Here is a 23,402-nt window from a genome sequence, read left to right as displayed (position 1 = left end):
AAGAAAACACCATGCTTGGTTTTCGAAACACTGCCTGCCTGGCCCTTGCCGCCAGCGCCTGGCTCAGCCTGCCCGCCCTGGCTCAAGGTCAGATTCCCGAAATGCAAGAGGCCGGTGCGCTGCGCTACAGCTGCGGCGGCATCGGCGAAGACGAATCCACGGCCATGCGTTCCGCAATGAAGAACTACCCGCTGGCGCTGCTGTTTGCGGAAAAAAGCGGTGCCTATTTGGCCAATGTCGCCGTCGATATTCGCTCTAAACAGGTCAACAGCCAGTTCACGGCCGAAGGCCCGGTCTGCCTGATCAAGCTGCCCGCTGGCAATTACAAGATCACGGCCACCACCAAGAGCGGCAGCAGCCAGACTCAGTCGGTACAGGTCGGAAAAACTCCCCGCCAGCTCGACTTCCGTTACTAGCAAAAAATCACCGGCCCGGCGCGGGCAAAGCCCCGAGGCAGCGCAGGGGACATGGACCTCGGCGCGCTCCGCACGGCCACTCAATGAGGACAATACCGGCCATGTCCCAAGATCAAGACGCATCCAACTATCAGGCCCACCTGCAGGCCGGCAACGCACTGGTGCAGCAAGCCCAGAAGATTGCCACGCAAGACTTCGAGCAGGCCCGCGGCCTGTGGCAAGCCGCTGGCAAAGAGTTCTATCTGGCGCATAAGGCCGACATGAACGAGCCGGAAGCCGCTTTCCGCCTCGCTCAGGCCTGGATGGCCGAAGCCCATGCGCTCCAAAAAGAAGGCTCGAACAATGCCCAGGTCATGTGGGCCAACGCCGCCGCGCAGTGCGAACTGGCTTTTGACCTGGAGCCCGAAAACGGCCGCCTGGCCATGACCGCCGCCAGCTGCCACCTGTTTGCAGGCCAGAACGACGCCGCCAAGGCCTGGCAGCAAATCGGCAAACAGCTGCTGCCGCCAGAGCCAGCTGAAGAGCAGAAGTAAAAAATACTTTATAGATAGCTTTCAGCGCTTTTATTCATTGGGTTTCAGGCGCATTAATAGATAAAGCCCTTGGTTAACAAGCGCTGGAAGCTATCAAAAACTGAGTCACCCAAAAGACTGCATCGCGCTGCGCCACAAAATTCCGGCGTGCGAAAAAAGGAACAGCAGCAGCCCAATCGCCCCGCCCACCAGCGTGCCGTTGATGCGTATGTACTGCAAATCTTTGCCGATATGCGCCTCGATCAGCTCTGAGAGCTGCTCCGCATCCCAGCGTTTGACGGTGTCTGCAATATGCTGGCCGATAAACTTCGACACATCGGGTGCCAGTGTCGTCGCCCAGCGTTTCAGGCGCTCGTTCATCGAGGCTCTCAGCGCCTCGTCATGCGCCAGCGCCTGCCCCAGCCAGCGCCCCATCACGGCGGCACGCCGCGCCATGGCCGAGTTTTCGTCGGCCAGATCACGCTCAAGACGGGCGCGCCAGCCCGCCCACAGCTCGCGCAGATAGGCGGCAAGCTTCTCGTCATGCAGCAGATAGTTGCGCAGCTTTTCCACGCGCTCGGCATAGGCCGGATCATTTTGCAGCCCCTCAATCAGCCGCTGCACCGAGCCATCAAACGCCTCGCGCAGGCGGTGGTCAGGGTTGTGCGCCACATCTTGCAGCAGGCTATCCAGCGCGCTGGCGATCAAGGCCGCACCCTTGTCGCTGAGCCAGTCCGTGGGCAGCATTTTTTCCTTGATCGGGTGCTCGCGCTTGAGCCAGACCACAATGGTCTGCGCAATCAGCACATGGGTCTGCTCTTTTTGCAGCACGCGGCTGATGCGGGCCAGCACATCGTCCAGCACCTCCTGATGGCGGCCGCCCGCCGTAAGCCCGGACAGCAGCGAAGCGGCCGTGCGCGACAGATCGACATGCGCCATCACGGCCTTGAACGACTGGGTCAGAAACTTCTCGACCTGCTTGTCCTGCACCATTTCCAGCGCGGCCAGCGCCAGCCGCGCCACCTGCTTGCCCAATAGCTGATGGTTGGTGGGTGCCGTCAGCCAGTCGGCCAGCGCCTGTGCGGGGTTATGGCGCTCGATCAGCGCGACCAGCGATGGCGCATCAAGAAATTTGTCACGCACAAACACGGCCAGGTTCTCGCCAATGCGATCTTTGTTGCGCGGGATGATGGCCGTGTGCTGCCCCACCAGCGGCAGCGGTATGCGCCGAAACAGGGCCGAGACGGCAAACCAGTCGGCCAGCGCGCCCACCATGGCGGCCTCGCAGATGGCGCGCAGACACACCAGCCACAGCGGCACGGCCTGCCCGGCAATGCCCCAGCGTGCGCCAGCCAGCGCCGTAGCGATGAATCCAGCGGTCACCAGCAGCAGCAAAATCAGCGGCAACCGCTTGGCGTGTTGCAATGACAGACGTTGTTCTTGAGTCAGCATGAACGCCAGCATAGGCGAGTCAGGCCAGCTCGCCTATGCCGGCAGCCCCGATCAGCGGTCGTCGCCGGTCTTACACAATTGCGTCAGTCCAAGGCAGGCTTTTGCAAATACACCGAAAATGGCCCCCTTGTATTTCCTGAATTTCGAAAAATCATGACCGACGCCATCCGCCCAGAACTGCCCGACCACCTGTCCATCGACCCCCGCAGCCCCCACCATGTGGCCGCCGTGTTCGAGCATGACATCGGCATCCGCTTCAACGGCACCGACCGTTTCGACGTCGAGGAATACTGCGTCAGCGAAGGCTGGGTCAAGATCCCTCACGCCAAGGCCATCGACCGCAAGGGCAAGCCTCTGCTGATCAAGATCAAGGGTACGGTCGAGGCGTACTATCGTTAACCCCCTGAGGCGCTTCGCGCCTTCCCCCTCTCTCTTCGGGAGGGGGACGACATCCTTGCTGCGGTGCGGTCCTTGCTTGATGTCTCTGATTGGGTAATCGCCCAATTCAAAGCGCAATGAGCCAAGTCGCTGCCTCAATAAAAAGAGCTGCTTGCGCTGGATTGATATGGGTTTCAGATGTTTTATGCACTGAAAACCAGCAATACCAGCCGCTAGCAGCTCTTTTTTAATGAGCAATCAGTCGCTCAGACCAGTGCCTCGGCCGGGCCAAAGAACTCGTAATGCACCTGCGCATCAGGCACGCCTAAAGTGCTCAGCGATTGCTTGACGCTGCGCATAAAGCCACGTGGACCCAGGAAGTAGACGTCTGCATCACGCGACTCTGGCAGCCACTCACCCAACTGCTCGGTGCTCAGCAGGCCTTGCGCATCCACCTCGTCGCCAGCCACTGCGGCGTCGTAGCAATAGCGGCGCGTGAGCTGGCTGTGGGACGCTGCCAGCGCATCAATTTTTTCGCGGAAGGCGTGCACACCGCGATCACGTGCGCAGTGGATGAAAGTGATCTCGCGGCCCGTGGGCAGAGCGGCCTGCAGCATGGGCAAGGTGGGCGTAATGCCCACGCCGCCGCTGATCAGCACCAGTGGCTTGGCATTGCTTTGCAGCGTGAAGTGGCCTGCGGGGGGGAACAACTCCAGCGTATCGCCCACATGAACGCTGTCATGCAGATAGCTGGAGACCTTGCCGCCCGCCTCGCGCTTGACGCTGATGCGGTAGCTCTTGCCATTGCTGGCCGCCGACAGCGAGTAGTTGCGGCGCTGCTCCACGCCATCCACCACCGCGCGCAGGCCGATGTACTGGCCGGGCTGGTGGGTGATGACCGCACCGCCATCCACGGGCTCCAGATAAAACGAGGTGATTTCGGCAGATTCGGCCTGTTTTTGCACCAGCTTGAAGGCGCGCGCACCGCGCCAGCCACCTTCGGCCGCTGCAGTCTGCTCGTACACCGCGCGCTCTGCACCAATCAAAATATCGGCCAGTTGCTGATAGGCGGCGGCCCAGGCGGCAATCACCTCATCCGTCGCAATCTCGGCGCCCAGCACCTCGCGAATGGCACGTAGCAGGCAGGCACCCACCACCGGGTAATGCTCGGCCTGCACCTGCAGCGCCACATGCTTGTTGATGATTTGCGCAGGCAGGCTGCCCAGGTTTTCCAGACGGTCAATGTTCTTGGCGTACATCAGCACGCTGTTCGCCAGCGCGCGCGGCTGGGCACCGCTTTGCTGGTGTGCCTGATTGAACAGCGGGCGCACTTCCGGGTGCTCAGCCAGCATGATTTGGTAGAAATGGGTGGTCAGCGCCTCGCCGCCGGTTTCCAGCAGTGGTACGGTGGCTTTGACAATCTCGCGTTGACGTTCGGTAAGCATGCAAATCTCCTGATGAGGTCCTTGCCAGCTGCAAGGTTTGATTAATTCAACGCAAGCCGCATGCCAGTTTAAAGACCATTACAAAACAATGACTTGCGAAAACATGAGTCAATATGACATCTAACAAATAAAGTCTTATTGACACCAATTGATGTCGTTATGACAACATCCCATATCCTCAATGCCGTCAGCCCGCTGATTGCCGATCTGGCCCAGGACCTGAGCGAACGCGAACGCCTGCGCCGCCTTCTGGCTGCGCTGCGCAATCTGCTGCCCGCCGATGCCGTCGCCCTGCTCAAACTTGAGGGCGAATGGCTGCACCCCATGGCGATTGATGGCCTGATGCCCGATACGCTGGGCCGCCGCTTTCGTCTGGCCGAGCACCCGCGCTTTGCCCAGTTGCTGGCCGCCGGTCAGGCCATGCGCTTTGAGCCAGACAGCCCCCTGCCCGACCCCTACGACGGTCTGATCGCCCACAAAGGCCAGACGATTACCGAGCTGCATGTGCACGACTGCATGGGCTGTGTGCTGCAGCTGAGCGGCACGCCCTGGGGCCTGCTGACGCTGGATGCGCTGGAGCCCGGCCGCTTTGCCGACCCGGCGGCGCTGGCCATGCTGCAGGCCTTCAGCAATCTGGCAGCGGCCACCGTGGCCACGGCAGAGCGCGTGCACCAGCTCTCTCAGCTGGCACGCGGTGCCAGCAATACTGCCAGTACCGCTGCAGCGCCTGAACGCGGCTTGCAGGGCTCAAGCCCTGCCATGCGACAGCTGCAAAAAGACATAGCACTGGTCGCAGCCAGCGATCTCAGCGTGCTCATCACCGGGGAAACCGGCACCGGCAAAGAACTGGTGGCACAGGCCGTACACGCACAGTCAGGGCGCGCGGGCAAGCCCATGGTCAGCATCAACTGTGCGGCCCTGCCCGACAACCTGGTGGAAAGCGAGCTGTTCGGCCATGTGCGCGGTGCCTTTACCGGCGCACTGACCGAGCGCAGCGGCAAGTTCGAGCAGGCGCATCAGGGCACGCTGTTTCTCGATGAAGTGGGTGAGCTTTCGCTGCCCGTGCAGGCCAAGCTGCTGCGTGTGTTGCAAAGCGGGCAGCTGCAGCGCCTGGGCTCGGACCGGGAGCACCATGTGGATGTGCGCGTGATTGCGGCCACCAACCGCGATCTGGCGTCGGAAGTCAGCGCCGGGCGCATGCGCGCGGACTTTTATCACCGACTCAACGTCTACCCGCTCAATGTGCCGCCGCTGCGCGAGCGCGACAGCGATGTGCTGCAGCTGGCCGGCTATTTTCTCGAAGAGAACCGCTCGCGGCTCAAGCTGGGCGGCCTGCGGCTGGAGACCACTGCGCAAGCGGCTTTGCTGAACCACCGCTGGGCCGGCAATGTGCGCGAGCTGGAGCACCTGATCAGCCGCGCCGTGCTCAAGGCATTAAGCCGCAACGATGGCAGCGCTGGCCGCGCCAGTAGCAGGCTGCGTATCGTGACCCTGGGGGTGGTCGACCTCTGGGACCAACCAGAAGCTACGGTGGCGACAACTGCGCCACAGGCCCCAGTCACTCAATTGCTACCCGCACCAGAAATGGGTCTGCGCGATGCAGTCACCAGCTACGAGCGCGAGCTGGTCAATGCCAGTCTGGCGCGCCATCATGGCAGCTGGGCTGCAGCGGCGCGCGAGCTTCAAATCGACCGCGCCAATCTGCAGCGGCTGGCCAAACGGCTGGACATCGCCAGACCGTGAATTCAAAGCCGCAGATCAGCGGCCCTGAATGCCCAGCAATTCCACATCAAAGTTCAGCGTGGCATTGGGCGGCACGGCGCGGCCTGCGCCTCGGGCACCGTAGGCAATCCCTGGTGGGCAGGTGAGCTTGGCCTTGCCACCGACCTTCATTTTCTGCACGCCCTCCGTCCAGCAGGGGATCACGCCGCTGAGCGGAAACTCAATCGGCTGCTGGCGCGCGTAGGAGCTGTCAAACTCTTTGCCGGTATCGGGAAAGTAACCACGGTAATGCACCTTGACGGTGTCCGTTGCCTTGGGGCTAGGGCCGCTGCCCTCGACCTTGCTGTCATAAATCAGGCCGCTGGCGGTGGTGACCGGCGTAGCCTGAGCGGCTGCGCCAGCAACCATGGCAAACAAGACACAGAGAGCGGATGCTGCTTTTTTCATAGGTATGGGCTGTAACAACAAAGCCCCGACTGTAGTACGAAGCGGGGCTTTGCAGAATTCATTGCCGCAGTGCGGCGCTTAATTCGGAGCGGCGGGGATGCCAATATCATCGAGCGCCTTTGAGAGATGACCCACCGTGCGATCGGGGTCATGCCACTTTTCCAGCCCGAACAAGCCGATGCGGAAGCTCTTGAAATCTGGCCCTTCATCGCACTGCAGCGGCACGCCAGAAGCCGTCTGCAAGCCCACCTTCAGAAAGGCGCGGCTGCTTTGAATTTCGGGGTCGGTGGTGTAGCTGACCACCACGCCGGGGGCTTTGTAGCCTTCCATCGCCACGCTGGGGAAGCCGCGTGATTCCAGCAGCGCGCGCACCTTGCGGCCCAGCTCGATTTGCTCTTCACGCACCTTGGCAAAGCCGTATTCACGCGTCTCCAGCATCACATCGCGCAGGCGCAGCAAGGCATCGGTGGGCATGGTGGTGTGATAGGCGTGCTGGCCTTTTTCATAGCCCTCGGCAATCAGCATCCACTTCTTCAGATCACAGGAGAAGCTGGAGCTTTGCGTGTGCTCAATCGCTTCGCGGGCACGCACGGACAGCATCACCATGGCGCAGCAGGGCGAGCTGCTCCAGCCTTTTTGCGGTGCCGAGATCAGCACGTCCACACCGGTCTTTTCCATGTCCACCCACATGGCACCCGAGGCCACACAGTCCAGCACAAACAGCGCGCCCACCTCGTGCGCAGCATCCGCCACGGTGCGCAGATAGTCATCGGGCAGCATGATGCCGCTGGCGGTTTCCACATGCGGAGCGAACACCACCTTGGGGCGCTCGACGCGAATGGTTTCCGCCACATCGGCGGCAGGGCAAGGTGCCCAGGGATCCTGGCTGCCTTCGCCCTGCTTGCGTGCCTTGCAGACGATAGAGCCTCCACCCAGGCCTGCATCGGCGTCGAAAATCTGCGTCCAGCGGTAGCTGAACCAGCCGTTGCGCACGATGAGCACTTTCTCTCGGTTGACAAACTGGCGCGCCACGGCTTCCATGCCGAAGGTGCCACTGCCGGGGATCAGCACGGCCGTATTGGCGTGATAGACCTCTTTGAGCGTGGCCAGCACATCCTGCATCACACCCACAAATTTTTTGGACATGTGGTTGAGCGCTCTGTCGGTATAGACCACCGAAAATTCGAGCAGGCCATCGGGATCAACATCGGGCAAAAGTCCAGGCATGAAATATCTCCAGTCGCAAGAGCGGTAGCAGTCCAAAGTGCCCGTCACAGCCACCTTGGCGGTCAGGCAATTTCGGCAAGACTTTCAGCTTAGCATGAGGCTGAATATGGTTTCCTGTATAGAGAAAATATCAAAAACAGGAGCTATAGGCGCTTTATACATAAGCACTAGAAGCTGATTTCATACCAAATCCCAAACACTGAGCCAGCGAAAGTCTCAGCGTTTACCATGTGTCCACAAACGCCCCTTGGCTCTCACGCAGCTGTGCACCGGCCAGAGCGCGCACCAGCCAGTGACGGGTGTCCGCAGGGTCGATGACGGCATCAATCTCCAGCGTGGCAGCCATATGCATGGCCTCGCCGTGTGCGTACTGCTGGGCCAGCAATTTCTGAAACAGTGCATCGCGCTGTGCCCCCTCGGGCAAGGCTTCCAGCTCCTTGCGAAAACCCAGCCGCACCGCGCCTTCCAGCCCCATGGCTCCAAACTCTCCCGTCGGCCAGGCCACGTTGAAGATAGGCGCGTGAAAGCTGCCCGCTGTCATGCCCATAGCCCCCAGCCCATAGCCCTTGCGCAGCACCACACTGAAGTAGGGCACGCGCAGCTTGGCCGCCGTGACGAACAAGCGGCTGACATGGCGCACCTGGGCCGTCTTTTCAATCTCAGGCCCCACCATGAAGCCGGGCGTATCGACCAGGCTGATGATGGGAAGGCCATGCGCATTGCACAGTTGCATAAAGCGCGCGGCCTTGTCTGCGGCATCGGCATCAATCGCGCCGCCCAAGTGGCCGGGGTTGTTGGCCATTAAAGCCACAGGCCGCCCTTCAATACGCGCCAGCGCGGTGTGAATGCCCAGGCCAAAGCCGGTGCGCAGCATGAGCAGACTGCCCTCATCCACCAGACCGACCATGGCGGCGCGTGTGTCGTAAATGCGCAAGCGATTTTCGGGCACCACATGGCGCAAATGGCGCTGATCAGGCGCTGACCATTGCGCGCTGCTGCGGCCCTGAAAAAATGACAGATAGTGGCGCGCTGCGGCCACGGCCTGCGCTTCATCTTCCACCAGAATGTCGATCACGCCATTGGCATGCTGCACGCTGCTGGGGCCGACTTCTTCAGGCTTGAAAACGCCCAGCCCACCGCCCTCGATCATGGCTGGCCCGCCCATGCCAATGGTGCTGGAACGCGTGGCAATAATCACATCGCTGCAGCCCAGCAGCGCCGCGTTACCCGCAAAGCAGCGGCCATGCGTAATGCCAATCACCGGCACCTGCCCCGAGAGCGCTGCATAGGCTGCAAACGTGTGGACATGCAGGCCCGCCACCACGGGCGTATCGGTATCGCCAGGGCGGCCACCGCCACCTTCGGCAAACAGCACCACGGGCAATTTTTGCTGCAGGGCAACACCCAGCATGCGATCGGTCTTGGCATGGTTGCGCGCGCCCTGCGTACCGGCCAGCACCGTCGCGTCATACGACATGACGACAGCTCGCGATTTTTCTTCGCCAAACTGATGGCCATTGATGGAACCAATGCCTGTCACCATGCCGTCTGCGGGCGTGTTGGCGACCAGATCGTCAATGCTGCGGCGACGTGTTTGCGCGGCAATGGCCAGTGCGCCGTATTCGATAAAACTGCTTTCATCACACAGGTCTGCAATATTCTCGCGGGCGCTGCGGCTGCCCTGCGCGTGGCGCTTGGCCATGGCATCGGGCCGGGCGGCATCCAGCGTGAAGGCATGGCGATCTTTGACACGCTGCAGGTCGGCACGAATGTCATCAGGGTCCAGCGCTTGCTGCTGCACTTCGGAATGGGCGGCGTCGCCCTGCGCATCGCCCAGCACCAGCAACGCCTGACCCTGCACCACATAGCTGCCTGGCTCTGCCAGCAATTCCTGCACCACACCCGCAGCCTGTGCCAACAGCACATGCTGCATCTTCATGGCTTCCAGAATGCCTAGCTCTGCGCCCTTGGCCACCACATCACCAGCGGCGACAGCCCATTGCACGACTCTGGCTGGCATGGGTGCCAGCACTGCATTTTCAGGAGCTTTTTGCGCTTGATTTGATTGAGTTTCAGCCGGTTTGTTCTCTGAATTTTTTTGAAGAATGGCGTTAACAGCTATCTTTTCAGAAGCATCTACCAGCTGCGGCAAAACTTCTTCCAGCCAGCGCGTGTGCACGGCCTGGCTTTGCATTTCTGGCCGTTCGGCTAGCGCCTGCAGCAGCGGCAGATTGGTGTCAAAACCGACAATGCAGCACTCGGCCAGAGCACGCCGCGAGCGGCGCAGCACATCCTCAAAGCGCGGGGCATTGTTGTGCACGATGAGCTTGGCCAGCAAAGTGTCGTAATGCGGCGATGGGCTGGCACCCTGCTGAGCATGGCTGTCGATGCGAATGCCCGGCCCTTGCGGCCAGCGCAGCTCAGCAATGCGGCCGCTGCCGGGGTGGGCGTTGCCTTGCGCGTCCAGTGTTTCGGCGTTGATGCGCCACTGCATGGCATAGCCGCGTGGCTGCGGTGGCTGATTCACGTTCAGGCCTAAGTCCGCAAAGTGATCACCGGCGGCAATACGAATCTGCGCCTGCACCAGATCGACACCAAAGACCTCTTCGGTAATGGTGTGCTCCACCTGCAGGCGCGGGTTGGCCTCGATGAATACATAAGGCAAGGTCTGCGACTGCAGATCGACCAGAAATTCGAAGGTGCCCAGACTCTCGTAGCGCAGCTGGGCTGCCATGCGCAGCGCATCTTGCGTGATGCGTTCGCGCAGCGGCTGCGGCAGGCTGGGGCTGGGCGCAACCTCCACCAGCTTTTGAAAGCGGCGCTGCAGCGTGCATTCGCGCTCGCCCAGTGCCATCGGCCATTCGCTGCCGTCACCCAGCAGCTGAATCTCGATATGGCGTGCGCCTGTCATCAGGCGCTCTACATACACGCCGTCCACACCAAACGCCGCTTTTGCCTCGCTGCGGCAGCGCTCATAGGCAGCGGCCACCTCACCGGCCCGATTCACCGCCCGCATACCGCGCCCGCCGCCACCGCCAATGGCCTTGATCATGATACCGCTGGCCCCATCGGCCTGCTGCTGGGCAAAGAACTGCTGAGCCTGTGCAAGCGTCACCGCCTCGGTACTACCGGGCATCAAAGGCACGCCGCATTGCTGCGCCAGCACGCGGGCTCTGGCCTTGTCGCCCAGCAGTGCCAGCTGCTCTGGCGTGGGGCCAATAAAGCGCACACCGGCTGCAGCACAAGCCAGCGCAAAGTCTGCGTTTTCGCTCAAAAAACCGTAGCCGGGGTGCAGCGCATCGCAGCCCTGTGCCTGCGCTATCTGCAGCAGATGTGCGCCATCCAGATATGCCGATGGGCCGCTGGCGCCCAGTGCGACGGAGGCGTCTGCGGCCTGCCCATGGGGAGCCTGCGCATCATCCTGCGCATAGACCGCAAGGCTGGAAATGCCCAATTCCTGCAAGGCGCGGATGATGCGCAAGGCGATTTCGCCACGGTTGGCGATCAGGACTTTTTCAAACATAGAACTCTCGTTTTAATAGCTTTAGCGCACGCCCATCAAGGGCTTGAGGCATTTTTCACTCGAAACATCAAGGAATATCGCGCAGCAAGCGGCGCAGCACTTTTCCCGCGCCGGTGGCGGGTAGCGCCTCAATAAAACGCACCTCACGCGGAGCCTTGTAAGTCGCCATGTTTTCTTTGGCCCAGGCCAGCAGCGCATCGGCTTCCAGACTCTGACCGGGCTTGCGCACGATGAAGGCGCGCACCACTTCGCCCTTTTGCGCATCGGCCACGCCAAGTACGGCGGCCTGCGCAATCGCGGGGTGCTTGATCAAAATGGTTTCAACCTCTTCGGGGAAGACGCTGTAGCCCGAGACCTTGATCATTTCCTTGAAGCGGCCGATGAAGGTGAGGTAGCCGTCTTCATCAAACTTGCCCATGTCGCCGGTGTAGACCCAACCGTCTTTGAGCGTCTTGGCCGTGGCTTCGGGCTTGTTCCAGTAACCCTTGAAGTTGCCCGGGCCGCGAATGATGATTTCACCCACCTCGCCGGGTGGCAGTTGCGCGCTGGTTTCGGGGTCGATGACGCGAATTTCATTGCCCGGTGCAGGCTTGCCGTGCGTGCCCCAGCGAATGGCATCGCCGGGCATGAAGGTGTCCATGGTGTGCGTTTCGGACAGGCCGTAGGCCGCTTCGCTGGAGATGGCATTGGGCGTAAAGCGCTTCCATTGCTCGGCCAGCGCCTGTGTATAGCTAATGCCAAAGCTGGTGACGGTGTTGCGGCGCAGCGCACTGAAATCCATCTGTTCAACGCCGGGCACCTGCATCAGCGCCACATTCATGGGTGCAATGCTGTACCACCAGGTCACGCGGTAACGCTCAAGCGCCTGCGCCACGGCCAGCGGATCAAAGCGGTGCAGCAGCACGCAGGGCGCACCCGAGTGCACGGGCATGTTGACGCCCATGGACATGCCGGCAATGTGATAGAGCGGCGCCACGGCCAGCAGCACATCCTGATCGCTCACACCCGTCACCGTCGATGCGCCAGCGGTCTTGTACGCCGCTGCGCCAAAGCTCAGCATTGCGCCCTTGGGCAGGCCGGTAGTGCCCGAGGTATAGGTCATCAACGCCACGTCATCCATGCTGACGGCGACAGGCAGGGGCTTTGCGCCGCTGTGCATGACCGCCCAGAACGACTCCACATGGCCGGGCAGCTCCTGCGCTGGCACTTGCAACTCCGGCGGCAGGGCCAGCGTGGTTTGCGCAGGCAGCCAGTCGCCATAACGCACGGCCAGCACATGCTCAATCGCCGTGGTGCTGCGCACCTTGTCGACCACAGGCAACAAGCCATCAGCGGCGATGATGATGCGCGCACGCAAATCGTTGAGCTGGTATTCCAGCTCATGCTCTTTGTTCAGCGGCCCGCAAGGGCAGACGATGGCCCCGATTTTCTGCACCGCGTAGTGCGCGACGATGTACTGCGGGCAGTTGTTCATGAACAGCGCCACCGGCTCACCTTTTTGCACGCCCAGCTGCTGCAGGTGCGCAGCCACGGCATCGCTGGCCTCGTCCACTTGCCGCCAGCTGATGTGCTGGCCATACCAGATATAGGCAACGCGTTCGGGGTGCTTGCGCGCATTGCGGCGCAGGGCCTCATGCAAGGGAATGAGGGTCTCGGATTCAGCCATGGTTGTCTCCTGGGTGTCTCGTGAAAACCGAGGCGTGGTGCGCTTTTTGCGTCATCTCAGGGATAGCCTTAGGCCGATTCCCGCCCCGATGTCTTGCCAATGTATACCTGCCGGTAGAACAATACTACCCATCGGTATAACGAACGTGACACACGGAAACCCGCATGGCTACCGCCCCCAGAAAAACAAAGAAATCGCTTGCCCCAGCTGTCGCCACGCCTGTGGCTCCGAGAGGTCGCCAGAAGCTTCAAACCGCCGGTTCTGACGAGAAGCGCGAGCGCATTCTGAAAGCCGCTGAAGCGCTGTTTGACCGCTACGGCTACGCCAGCACCACCATTGAGCAGATCGTGCAGGCGCTGGGCGTGACCAAGCCTTTTGTGTACTACTACTTTCGCAACAAGCAGGAGATTTTTGAGACCCTGTGCTGGGCACCGACTGAGGCCTGTTTTACGGTGCTGGACTTTGCGGCAGACGACCCGCGCCCCGCGCATGAAAAAGCGATTGATGGTCTGCAGCGCCTGATTGCGGTCACCATTGCGCATTACCCGGCGGGCTTTTTTCCGTACCGCGAACCACAGGCCTTCAGCCCCGCCTACCTCAAAGCTTCACGCGATGTGGCGCAGCAGTTTTACCAACAGTTTTGCACCCTGCTTGAAGAAGGCCGCGCCAGCGGGAATTTTGATTTTCGCGATGCCCGCATCACGGCGCAGGCCGCCTGCAGCCTGCCTGGCTTTCTCTACAACTGGTACCAGCCAAACGGCAGACTCGGCCCCGCCGAAATGGTGGTGGAACTGACCGATCTCGCATCGCGCGTGTTAGGACTGCGCAGCAGCTCAGCACTTGCCCCGCCCCCTTCCCGTAAACGCAGCACAAGCAAGCCAGCGCCAGCCGCCGAAGAGTCCCCGCCCAAGCGCCGCAAGAGCGCCTCATCCCCCAGCAGCACCGCCGCATAAGAGAACGGCTACGGCGTAATTCCACCCTCTGGAGACAACCACCATGTCAGTTCGTTTTTCAGCCATTGCACTGGCTGCCAGCCTTTGCGCTGGCGGCGTTTCTGCCCAGACGGCAGAGCCGTTCAAAATTGCCTTTATCGACCCGCTCTCTGGCCCGTTTGCCAACGTGGGCGAAGTGATGCGCAACCATGTGCTGTATGCGGTGGATGATGTCAACGCCAAGGGCAGGCTCTACAACGGCGCTAAATTTCAGCTGCTGCAGTTCGACAGCAAGCTCTCCGCTCAGGAAAGCCAAAGTGCGCTGCAAGCCGCCATTGATCAGGGCGCACGCGTGGTGGTGACGGGTGGTTCCGGCTCGTCCGTAGTCACTGCACTGGTTCAGGCCGCATCGCGCTACAACCAGCGCAATCCGGGCAAGGAGGTACTGATCCTCAACCACTCATCAATTGACCCGGAGCTGACGGGCAAGGCCTGCAGCTTCTGGCATTTCATGTTTGACGCCAATACGGCCATGCGCATGCAAGCGATTGCCAACTACATCAAGACCCAGCCGGAAATCAAGAAGGTTTTTCTGCTCAACCAGGACTATGCCCACGGCAAGCAATGGGCCAGCTTTGGCCGCAGCATGGTGGGCAAGGCAAGACCCGATATTCAGTTTGTGGGCGAAACCCTGCACCCCATGGGCCGCATCAAGGATTTCGCGCCCTATGTGGCCAAGATGAAGGAGGTCGGAACCGACTCCGTCATCACCGGCAACTGGGGGCAGGACATGACGCTGCTGCTCAAATCTGCAGGCGACTCCGGCTACAACCTGCGCTATTTCAACCATAGCGCGGGTGGCTTTCCGGGCACCGTAACCTCCATCTCTCAGGCCAAAATCGGCCAGGTGACCTGGGTCGCCGAATGGCACCCCGGCATGGCGGATCGCGCCCAGGCCGCCGCCCGAGCCAAGGAATACAAGGCCAAGATGAACCAGGACTTTCTGGCCCCGCGCATGGACCTCGTTCCCCGCATGCTGGCCGCTGCCATGGCCAAAGCCCAGTCCACCGAGCCCGTCAAAATCGCAAAGGCGATGGAAGACATGCAGATGGACACCGTCTTCGGCCCCGTCAAGATGCGCGGCAAAGACCATCAGCTGCTGCTGCCCCAGGTCGTCAACACCATCGCCCCAGTGGATGGCAAGCTGGTCAAAACCGGCTGGGAAGGTACGAACCACGGCTTCAGAACCGATGCTGTCTATTCCGCCCAGCAGCTTGATCTACCGACCGAATGCCAGATGAAACGGCCTTGAGCGCAAGAGCTTGAAACCGCCGTGTCCCATGCGAGAAACGCCGAGCAAGGGCAGCCCCGCTGCAAGGGCGTTGTCCCCTCCCGCGAAGCGAGAGAGGGGGAAGCCGCTACGCGGCTCAGGGGGTGGGCGTACCGTAGGTACGACTTCCAAATATCCCGCTACCCACTCGCACCATCGTGCTGCCCGCTGCCACCGCCGCTTCCAGATCACCCGTCATGCCCATGGACAGCGTGTCAAAGCGCTCCAGCCCCGGCAAGCCACTGACCTTGATGACATCAAAAATGGCGCTAGCCCTTTGATGGACAGCGCATTGCGCTTCAAAATCAGGAGTGTCATCAGGAATGCTCATGATGCCGCGCAGCACCAGATTGGGCAGTTTCACAATGGCTTCAGCCAGCGCCAGCGCATCCTCAGCCATCACGCCCGACTTGGTCGGCCCGCCATCCACATTGACCTGAATGCAGATATTGAGCGGTGCCATGCCCTGGGGGCGCTGGGCCGACAGGCGTTCGGCAATCTTGAGCCGGTCCACGGTCTGGGCCCAGTCAAAGTTCTCGGCCACCAACCGCGTCTTATTGCTTTGCATGGGGCCGATGCAGTGCCATTGCAAGGCTTCAGCGCCAGGCAGTTGCATGGCGCGCACAGCAGCAATCTTTTCGACCGCCTCCTGTATATAGTTCTCACCAAAGCTGCGCTGACCGGCCAGCACTGCCTCGCGTACGGCATCTGCGCCAAAAGTTTTGGAAACGGCCAGCAACTGCACCGATGTCACGGGTCGGTTTGCCTGAGCGCAAGCTGCAGCCATACGGGCATGAATCTGCCCCAGATTGTTTTCAATCGTCGTCATAATTGGCGCCAGAGTATCAAACAAGAGAGGGATCTCCGTGGATATCACGCAATTGCTGGCATTCAGTGTCAAGAACAAAGCTTCGGACTTGCATTTGTCGGCGGGCTTGCCGCCCATGATTCGCGTGCACGGCGATGTGCGCCGCATCAACATCGACCCGCTGGATCACAAGACCGTGCATGCCATGGTCTACGACATCATGAGCGATGCGCAGCGCAAGCAGTACGAAGAGTTTCTGGAGGTGGACTTCTCCTTCGAAATTGAAGGGCTGGCACGCTTTCGTGTGAACGCCTTCAACCAGAACCGAGGCTCCGCAGCCGTCTTTCGTACCATTCCCAGCAAGATTCTGACGCTGGAGCAACTGAACGCCCCCAAGATTTTTGGCGACCTGGCCTTGAAGCCACGTGGCCTGGTTCTGGTGACCGGCCCTACGGGTTCGGGCAAGTCCACCACGCTGGCGGCCATGGTCAACTTTCTGAATGAAACCGAGTACGGCCACATTCTGACGGTGGAAGACCCCATCGAATTTGTCCACGAGTCCAAGAAGTGCCTGATCAACCAGCGTGAAGTCGGCCCGATGACGCTGTCCTTCGCGGCAGCGCTCAAATCTGCGCTGCGTGAAGATCCGGATGCAATTCTGGTCGGTGAAATGCGTGACCTGGAAACCATTCGTCTGGCCATGACGGCAGCCGAAACCGGTCACCTGGTGTTTGGCACGCTGCACACCTCGTCTGCCGCCAAGACCATCGACCGTATCATCGACGTCTTCCCTGCCGAAGAAAAAGAAATGGTTCGCGCCATGCTGTCCGAATCACTGCAGGCCGTGATCTCGCAGACACTGTGCAAGACCAAGGACGGCCAGGGCCGCGTGGCCGCGCACGAGATCATGCTGGGCACGCCCGCGATCCGTAACTTGATCCGCGAAGCCAAGGTGGCGCAGATGTACTCCACCATCCAGACCAGCCAGAACGTGGGCATGCAGACGCTGGACCAGAACCTGACCGACCTGGTGCGCCGTAACCTGATCAGCCCAGCCGAGGCACGCAGCAAGGCGAAGATTCCAGAGAATTTTCCTGGATAAGGCTCCCCCTGAGCGGCGTTGCCGCGTCCCCCTGAGGGGGACAACACCTTCGCGGCGGGGCGGCCCTTGCTCGGTGTTTCTCGTCCGGGCCGCGCCAGTTTTTAGAGTGGCCCTTGCTGTTGGCCACTGCACAAGGAGTGATCATGGAACGCGATCAGGCCAGTAAATTCATCAACGATCTGCTCAAGCTCATGGTCAGCCGCAACGGCAGTGACCTGTTCATCACGGCAGAGTTTCCGCCCGCCATCAAGATTGATGGCAAGGTCACCAAAGTCTCGCCCCAGCCACTGACGCAGTTGCACACTTTGGCTCTGGCTCGCTCCATCATGAGTGACAAGCAGGTGGCGGACTTCGAGCACACCAAGGAGTGCAACTTCGCTATCTCGCCAGCTGGCGTAGGGCGCTTTCGTGTCAACGCCTTTGTGCAGCAGGGCAAGATTGGCATGGTGCTGCGTACCATTCCCACCACCCTGCCAACGATTGATGGACTGGGCGTGCCGCAGGTGCTCAAGGAAGTGACCATGACCAAGCGCGGCCTGTGCATCATGGTTGGCGCGACGGGCTCTGGTAAATCCACCACGCTGGCTGCCATGGTGGACTGGCGCAATGAGAACTCCTTTGGCCACATCATCACGATCGAAGATCCCGTGGAATTTGTGCACCCGCACAAGAACTGCGTAGTCACCCAGCGCGAAGTGGGACTGGATACCGAGAGCTGGGAAGCTGCGCTGAAGAACACGCTGCGCCAGGCCCCCGACGTGATTCTGATGGGCGAAATTCGTGACCGTGAGACCATGGAGCATGCCGTGGCCTTTGCCGAAACCGGTCACTTGTGCCTTGCCACGCTGCACGCCAACAGCGCCAACCAGGCACTGGACCGTATCGTCAACTTCTTCCCTGAAGAGCGCCGCCCGCAGCTGCTGATGGATTTGTCGCTGAACCTTCGCGCACTGGTCTCCCAGCGCCTGCTCCCCAAGCAGGACAGCAAAGGCCGGGTAGCCGCGATTGAAGTGATGCTCAACTCGCCGCTGATTGCCGACCTGATCTTCAAGGGCGAGGTCGCAGAGATCAAAGAAATCATGAAGAAAAGCCGCAACATCGGCATGCAGACCTTTGACCAGGCGCTGTTTGACCTGTTTGAGGCCAATCTCGTCACCTACGAAGATGCGCTGCGCAATGCTGACTCGGTCAACGATTTGCGCCTGCAGATCAAACTCAACAGCCAGCGCGCCCGCACGCTGGATCTGGCGGCAGGTACCGAGCACTTGACGATTGTGTAACTCCCTGAGGCGCTACGCGCATCAGGACAGCCGCAGGGCGACCCTTGCGGTCCAAGCCCGACTTCAAGCCTGCGCACAGTACGATGGGCAACTGGTTTTCTCAGCAGCCAAGTATTCAAGGACTTCTCATGACCGCCTCCATCACTTCCCGCAGCTACAAGCCATCGCCCTCCACCAAGGTTGCATTTCTGGGCCTGGGCACCATGGGCTACCCCATGGCAGGGCATCTGGCCATGGCGGGTCATCAAGTCACAGCCTACAACCGCACAGCTTCCAAGGCCCAGGCCTGGGCCGAGGAATTCCCCAGCGGCCATCAGGCCTCAACGCCACGCGAAGCCGTCAAGGGCGCACGCATGGTGTTTTGCTGCGTAGGCAATGACGATGACCTGCGCGCCATTGTGCTGGGCGACGATGGCGCTTTTGCGGGCATGGAGCCCGGTGCCATCTTTGTAGACCACACCACTGCCTCAGCCCAGGTTGCACGCGAGTTGTATGCCGAAGCGCAAAAGCACGGCCTTCACTTCATCGATGCACCGGTCTCGGGCGGTCAGGCTGGAGCCGTCAACGGCCAGCTCACCGTCATGTGCGGCGGCGATCAGATGGTGTTTGATCAGGTCATACCCATGGCCGATGCATTCTCGCGCGCCTTTACCTATATGGGTGAATGCGGCAGCGGCCAGCTGACCAAGATGGTCAATCAGATCTGCGTGGCCGGCCTAGTGCAGGCCCTGTCTGAAGCCATTGCCTTCGGCCTGCGCGCCGATCTCGACGTGGAGAAGGTGCTGGATGTCATCGGCAAGGGGGCCGCTCAGAGCTGGCAGCTGGACAACCGCGGCAAGACCATGGCCGTGGGCAAGTTTGACTTTGGCTTTGCCGTGGACTGGATGCGCAAGGATCTGGGCCTGGTACTGCAAGAAGCTCAGCGCAACGGCGCCCGCCTGCCCGTCACAGCGCTGGTGGATCAGTTTTATGCCGATGTACAGGCCATGGGCGGCAGCCGCTGGGATACATCGAGCCTGATTCAGCGTCTGCGATAAGCCATTCTCTCCATGAAAAAAGCCGGACTCAGATCCGGCTTTTTGATTGAAGGCCAAAGCGCATCAATTGACGCTGGCCTTGTCCTCGGTCACGGGAGCCGCATTGGGCGTCATGGATGCCAGCTCGTCTTCAGAGATAACTTCAAAGAGTCGCACTACCTTGGTGACGTCATTGACACCACGGGCAATCTCAGCGGCACGCTTGGATTCACGTGGGGTGACGATACCCATGAGGTAGACCACATTGTTCTCGGTCACGACCTTGATGGCTGATGAGGTAATGTCCTTGGCATTGACCAGACTGGCCTTGACCTGGCCGGTAATCATGGTGTCCTTGGAGCGCTGGCCCAGCGTGGCCGTGAACGGAACGACTTCAATCTCGTTATAGACCTGACGCACGGTGGCTTGCTCGCGCACCAATTTTTCCATCGCGGCCTTGTCCGTCGCGTTGCCAGCCTGCCCCGTCAGCAGCACCATGCGGTTGTAACTGGTGACGCTGACACGGGCCTTGTCACCCATCACCTCACTCACCCGGTTGCCTGCACGCAGCTCGATACCCTGATCTTCCACCTGCGTGCCTGTTGTGCGGCGGTCAACCGCCGACATGCCTGCCACGGCAGCACCGCCGCCCACCAAGGCAACGCAGCCACTCAAAGCGCCGCCCAGTGCGGCTACGGTCAAGGCGGCACATGCCACACGGGTCCACTGCAACTTCATAAAGGCATCTCCTGGTCACCAAGCAATTGAGAGTCCACACCGTCAGCCAGACAGTGCAATATCAAAGTATGGGCTTCACGCACGCGGGCACCGCGGTCATGGGGCACGCAGATCAGTACATCGGTCTCGCGCACCACCGTTGCCAGATTGCCGCCTGTGCGACCTGTCAGCACCACGGCCATCATGTCGCGCTCATGAGCGGCCTCCAGCGCGTCCTGCACTGCCACGTCGTTACCCGTCACGGACATAACCAGCAGCAGGTCGCCAGGCTGGCCCAGCGCACGCACCTGGCGCGCCAGATACTGGGTGGCATTACCGCCCGAGCCTGTCGTGCCCACGGAGCCCAGCAGGCCACCGTCTGACGTCAAAGCCAGCGCAGCCAGCTCGGGGCGGTCGCGTTCAAACCCTGTGACACACAGGGAGGCAAATAATTGGGCATCGCTGGCCGAAACGCCTGCGCCGCAAGCCAGAACCTTGCCGCCGCCGGTCACGCAGGCCAGCATGGCTTGTACGGCAAAAGCGATAGGTTGGCTCAGCGCTTGGGCGGCCTGGTACTTCAGGTCGGCACTGTCGATGAAATGCTGTTGGATTCGTTGCTCTAGCATGGAGGCCCGATGATACCTGCCAGCTGTTATCTCTTTGCTAGCAAACCGTTATTTACGCACCAGTGTTGCGCGCAAATTGTGACGAACTACATCGCATCGAAGGCCGCCTTAAGCCATTCAATCGCTGCAGGGCTGCCTGAACTGTCTACCAGCACCACATCAAAACGGCACGGCGGCGGTGCCGCCAGCCTCATCAGGTAATGCCGGGCGGCCAGCACAATGCGCTGCTGCTTGGCATGACCAATGCTGGCACCAGCGCCACCAAAGCGGTCGGTATTACGGCTTCTGACCTCTACAAACACCAAAGACCCGTCACGGTCACGCACGATCAGATCGATTTCACCGCCGCCACGGCCCGGCGTCCGATAATTGCGCTCAACGAGCTTCAAGCCCTGCGCCTGCAAATAGGCCAGCGCCGCATCTTCGGCCAACTGGCCACGTGCGGTGGTGCTATTCACAGGTTTGACGGCAGGCCTTTGCGGCCGCTTTCCAAGGAAATCCATTGACTACCTCTTTCGCCTCTGCACTGACTGCCGCACATGAAGCGGCCGCTTCCCAGCATTATCCGCAGGGAGCCCTGTATGTGGTGGCGACCCCCATCGGCAATCTGGCCGACATCAGCCTACGCGCTCTGCATGTGCTTCAAATGGTGGACTGCATTGCCTGTGAAGACACCCGCCACACACAAGGCATGCTGCGCAGCTATGGCATCGATCGCCCCGGAAGCCAGTTGCTGGCCGTGCACCAGCACAATGAGGCAGAGGCCGCACAGCAGGTCATCAGCCGCCTGCAGCAGGGCCAGCGCGTGGCTTATGTCAGTGATGCAGGCACACCCGGCGTCAGCGACCCCGGCGCACGCCTTTGCGCAGCGTTGCAGATTGTCGGCCTGCGCAGCATTCCATTGCCTGGTGCCAGCAGCGTGACGTCTGCCATCAGCGTGGCTGGCGCGGTGACGCCCGGGCAAGGCGAAAGCGGTTTTCTGTTTGCCGGTTTTCTGCCCACCAAGAATGCAGAGCGTCTGTCTGCTGTGCAAAAGCTGGCTGACGAGCCGCGCTGCACGGTGCTGCTGGAGGCTCCACACCGCATCATCGACATGGCACAGGCTCTGGCGCTGCTGGGCGATCGCCCGGTCACACTGGCGCGCGAGATCACCAAGCAGTTTGAAGACATTGCCACCATGCCAGCCCGCGAGCTGGTCAGCTGGCTGCAGGCGTCGCCTCAGCGCGTAAAAGGTGAATTCGCCATCGTGCTGCACCCTGTTGCCGTATTGCAGGGCGAGGGCCTGGATTCTGAAGCCGAGCGTGTGCTCAAGCTACTGCTGGCCGAGCTGCCCACCAAGGCTGCCGTCAAGCTGGCCACCGAAATCACCGGAGCCAGCCGCAACACGCTGTATGACCGCGCACTGGAACTCAAGCGCGCCGCCGAAGAAGAATAAGCATCAAAAATGCCGATAGCGCTTGTGTATCAAACGCTATCAGCTCACTTTTTAATATCAGGCGTAGGCCAACCCTGTGGCGACGCCGCCAAACAAATCACCTTCAACCTGCGGAACATCGGGAAATGCTTCGCGCAGCGCATCGCGCAAAGTGCGCAGGGCCGAAGACCCTCCCGTCAGATAGATGGCATCGGGCGCGGCCACACCTGCTTGACGCACGCAATCCTGCGCGCACTCCACCACCTGCTTCAGCAAGGCCTGCAACTGCTCCTGCAACACCTCGGGCGAGATTTCTGCAGGCAAGTCATCTTCCAGCCAGCCCAGCGCAATCTCAGCTGCAGCATGGCTTTGTGAAGCGCCAATCTTGGCCTGCTCCACGGCATCGGCCAGACGATGGCCCTCGCGCCAATCCAGCACCTTCATCAGGCGCCGGTGCAGTTGCAAATCGCTGTAATCGGTCTTGAGGTTACGTGCCGAAGCCAGCGACTTGGCCGTGTACAGCCACTGAATCAGGTGCCAGGTCGAGAGGTCAAAAAACACACCACTTGGTACTTCACGCCCGCTGGGTCCAATGTGCTTGTAGCCCAGCAGCGGCATGACCTGTGCCACATTCAGGCGGTGGTCAAAGTCGGTACCGCCAATGTGCACACCCGTGGTGGCCAGAATGTCCTGATTGCGATCCTCATGCTTGGCCTGCTGCGGGCCAAGGCGCACCACGGTGAAGTCCGAGGTGCCGCCGCCAATATCGACCACCAGCACCAGTTGTTCTTCGCTCAGGCGCTGCTCATAGTCCAGCGCTGCGGCAATCGGCTCCAACTGAAAACTCACTTCCCCCAGGCCTGCTGTACGCGCAGCCGCAGCCAATGCATCTTGCGCCTGACGGTCACGCTCTGGATGGGCGTCGACAAAATGCACTGGGCGACCCAGCACCACACGCTCAGGCAGTGCGCCATTCAGGGCCACGCGCGCCTGATCGGCCACACGCTTGAGGAAGATGGCAATCACATCCTGATAGCTCATCAGCTGCTCATGTACTGCCGTCTTCTCCAGCAGCAGGCTGCTGCCCAGCAGGCTTTTGAGCGAACGCATCAAACGGCCTTCTTCGCCAGCCAGATATTGCTGCATGGCATCGCGGCCAAAGTGCGTGCTACGCTCTTCGGTGTTGAAGAACAAAGCCGTTGGCATGCCGGTCGCAGCCGATTCCAGAGGGAGCAGGCGGGCTGTCTCGCCCATCACACGGTAAGCCGCAGCCGAGTTCGAGGTGCCAAAGTCGATACCCAGCGTGCCGGGAACAGTCAATGCATTTGCCATGAGAGTACAAAAATTGAAGCAGCAACCGTTTGCTATTACTTAACCTTGAATCACTTT

Annotated in this window: 21 protein-coding genes; 10 read left to right on the top strand and 11 right to left on the bottom strand. The window is 60.7% G+C overall.

What is annotated here, in order from left to right:
- The first annotated feature begins 11 nt into the window (after positions 1-11).
- Together CLU84_RS00780 and CLU84_RS00775 are read left to right on the top strand one after the other, a co-directional pair.
- On the top strand, positions 12-416 hold the full coding sequence (locus CLU84_RS00780; protein WP_099735483.1) for a carboxypeptidase regulatory-like domain-containing protein: 405 nt from the start codon (positions 12-14) through the stop codon (positions 414-416).
- A 101-nt stretch (positions 417-517) separates the two neighbouring features.
- A complete protein-coding gene (locus CLU84_RS00775; RefSeq protein ID WP_099735482.1) occupies positions 518-949 on the top strand; it encodes a hypothetical protein in 432 nt (143 codons plus the stop codon).
- 105 nt (positions 950-1,054) lie between these two features.
- Here the strand turns inward: CLU84_RS00775 and CLU84_RS00770 are convergent, their stop codons facing one another.
- Positions 1,055-2,380 carry a DUF445 domain-containing protein gene (locus CLU84_RS00770; RefSeq protein WP_099737790.1) on the bottom strand — a complete coding sequence of 442 codons (1,326 nt, stop codon included), beginning with the start codon at positions 2,378-2,380 and terminating at the stop codon, positions 1,055-1,057.
- Between the two features lie 153 nt (positions 2,381-2,533).
- Here CLU84_RS00770 and CLU84_RS00765 point away from each other — a divergent pair, with 153 nt between their 5' ends.
- Complete coding sequence (locus CLU84_RS00765) at positions 2,534-2,779, top strand: DUF3297 family protein (protein ID WP_099737789.1); 246 nt, start codon at positions 2,534-2,536, stop codon at positions 2,777-2,779.
- 245 nt (positions 2,780-3,024) lie between these two features.
- On the opposite strand, the gene hmpA is transcribed toward CLU84_RS00765, so the two are convergent.
- On the bottom strand, positions 3,025-4,203 hold the full coding sequence (hmpA, locus tag CLU84_RS00760) for an NO-inducible flavohemoprotein (protein WP_099735481.1): 1,179 nt from the start codon (positions 4,201-4,203) through the stop codon (positions 3,025-3,027).
- Positions 4,204-4,362: 159 nt separating this feature from the next.
- Here hmpA and norR point away from each other — a divergent pair, with 159 nt between their 5' ends.
- Entirely contained in the window at positions 4,363-5,946 is a 1,584-nt protein-coding gene (norR, locus tag CLU84_RS00755) for a nitric oxide reductase transcriptional regulator NorR (RefSeq protein ID WP_099735480.1), read from the top strand.
- A gap of 15 nt (positions 5,947-5,961) precedes the next feature.
- On the opposite strand, the gene CLU84_RS00750 is transcribed toward norR, so the two are convergent.
- From CLU84_RS00750 to CLU84_RS00735, 4 genes are all read right to left on the bottom strand, one after another.
- A complete protein-coding gene (locus CLU84_RS00750) occupies positions 5,962-6,372 on the bottom strand; it encodes an FKBP-type peptidyl-prolyl cis-trans isomerase (RefSeq protein ID WP_099735479.1) in 411 nt (136 codons plus the stop codon).
- A gap of 78 nt (positions 6,373-6,450) precedes the next feature.
- The gene (locus CLU84_RS00745; RefSeq protein ID WP_099735478.1) at positions 6,451-7,599 is read right to left on the bottom strand and encodes an aminotransferase class V-fold PLP-dependent enzyme; all 1,149 of its coding nucleotides are present in this window, start codon (positions 7,597-7,599) and stop codon (positions 6,451-6,453) included.
- A gap of 223 nt (positions 7,600-7,822) precedes the next feature.
- Complete coding sequence (locus CLU84_RS00740) at positions 7,823-11,122, bottom strand: carboxyl transferase domain-containing protein (RefSeq protein ID WP_099735477.1); 3,300 nt, start codon at positions 11,120-11,122, stop codon at positions 7,823-7,825.
- A 67-nt stretch (positions 11,123-11,189) separates the two neighbouring features.
- Positions 11,190-12,788, bottom strand: a complete 1,599-nt coding sequence (locus tag CLU84_RS00735; RefSeq protein ID WP_099735476.1) for an AMP-binding protein — start codon at positions 12,786-12,788, stop codon at positions 11,190-11,192.
- A 164-nt stretch (positions 12,789-12,952) separates the two neighbouring features.
- On the opposite strand from CLU84_RS00735, the gene CLU84_RS00730 reads away from it, so the two are divergent.
- Positions 12,953-13,741, top strand: a complete 789-nt coding sequence (locus CLU84_RS00730) for a TetR/AcrR family transcriptional regulator (protein ID WP_099735475.1) — start codon at positions 12,953-12,955, stop codon at positions 13,739-13,741.
- 43 nt (positions 13,742-13,784) lie between these two features.
- Positions 13,785-15,032, top strand: a complete 1,248-nt coding sequence (locus CLU84_RS00725) for a branched-chain amino acid ABC transporter substrate-binding protein (RefSeq protein WP_099735474.1) — start codon at positions 13,785-13,787, stop codon at positions 15,030-15,032.
- A gap of 115 nt (positions 15,033-15,147) precedes the next feature.
- Here CLU84_RS00725 and CLU84_RS00720 read toward each other — a convergent pair whose 3' ends face one another.
- On the bottom strand, positions 15,148-15,879 hold the full coding sequence (locus tag CLU84_RS00720) for a YggS family pyridoxal phosphate-dependent enzyme (RefSeq protein ID WP_099735473.1): 732 nt from the start codon (positions 15,877-15,879) through the stop codon (positions 15,148-15,150).
- Positions 15,880-15,916: 37 nt separating this feature from the next.
- On the opposite strand from CLU84_RS00720, the gene CLU84_RS00715 reads away from it, so the two are divergent.
- From CLU84_RS00715 to CLU84_RS00705, 3 genes are all read left to right on the top strand, one after another.
- Positions 15,917-16,960, top strand: a complete 1,044-nt coding sequence (locus CLU84_RS00715; RefSeq protein WP_099735472.1) for a type IV pilus twitching motility protein PilT — start codon at positions 15,917-15,919, stop codon at positions 16,958-16,960.
- A gap of 143 nt (positions 16,961-17,103) precedes the next feature.
- Positions 17,104-18,240: a PilT/PilU family type 4a pilus ATPase gene (locus CLU84_RS00710; protein ID WP_099735471.1), complete on the top strand. Its 1,137-nt coding sequence runs from the start codon at positions 17,104-17,106 to the stop codon at positions 18,238-18,240.
- Between the two features lie 128 nt (positions 18,241-18,368).
- Positions 18,369-19,277, top strand: a complete 909-nt coding sequence (locus CLU84_RS00705; RefSeq protein WP_099737788.1) for an NAD(P)-dependent oxidoreductase — start codon at positions 18,369-18,371, stop codon at positions 19,275-19,277.
- Positions 19,278-19,340: 63 nt separating this feature from the next.
- Here CLU84_RS00705 and CLU84_RS00700 read toward each other — a convergent pair whose 3' ends face one another.
- From CLU84_RS00700 to CLU84_RS00690, 3 genes are all read right to left on the bottom strand, one after another.
- Complete coding sequence (locus CLU84_RS00700) at positions 19,341-19,994, bottom strand: BON domain-containing protein (RefSeq protein WP_099735470.1); 654 nt, start codon at positions 19,992-19,994, stop codon at positions 19,341-19,343.
- On the bottom strand, positions 19,991-20,599 hold the full coding sequence (locus CLU84_RS00695) for an SIS domain-containing protein (RefSeq protein ID WP_099735469.1): 609 nt from the start codon (positions 20,597-20,599) through the stop codon (positions 19,991-19,993). The genes CLU84_RS00700 and CLU84_RS00695 overlap by 4 nt, the downstream gene beginning before the upstream one ends.
- 86 nt (positions 20,600-20,685) lie before the next feature.
- Complete coding sequence (locus CLU84_RS00690) at positions 20,686-21,102, bottom strand: YraN family protein (RefSeq protein ID WP_099735468.1); 417 nt, start codon at positions 21,100-21,102, stop codon at positions 20,686-20,688.
- On the opposite strand from CLU84_RS00690, the gene rsmI reads away from it, so the two are divergent.
- A complete protein-coding gene (gene rsmI / locus CLU84_RS00685) occupies positions 21,102-22,034 on the top strand; it encodes a 16S rRNA (cytidine(1402)-2'-O)-methyltransferase (RefSeq protein ID WP_099735467.1) in 933 nt (310 codons plus the stop codon). The two genes, CLU84_RS00690 and rsmI, sit on opposite strands and share 1 nt — an antisense overlap.
- A gap of 57 nt (positions 22,035-22,091) precedes the next feature.
- On the opposite strand, the gene CLU84_RS00680 is transcribed toward rsmI, so the two are convergent.
- Positions 22,092-23,345, bottom strand: coding sequence for an Hsp70 family protein (locus CLU84_RS00680; protein WP_099735466.1), 1,254 nt, complete (start codon positions 23,343-23,345; stop codon positions 22,092-22,094).
- Positions 23,346-23,402 lie beyond the last annotated feature (57 nt).

Origin of the sequence: Comamonas sp. 26, from assembly GCF_002754475.1 — a bacterium.
GTDB lineage: Bacteria > Pseudomonadota > Gammaproteobacteria > Burkholderiales > Burkholderiaceae_C > Comamonas.
The sequence above is the reverse complement of the archived record's forward strand: the minus strand, read 5'-3'. Positions and strand labels throughout refer to the sequence as shown.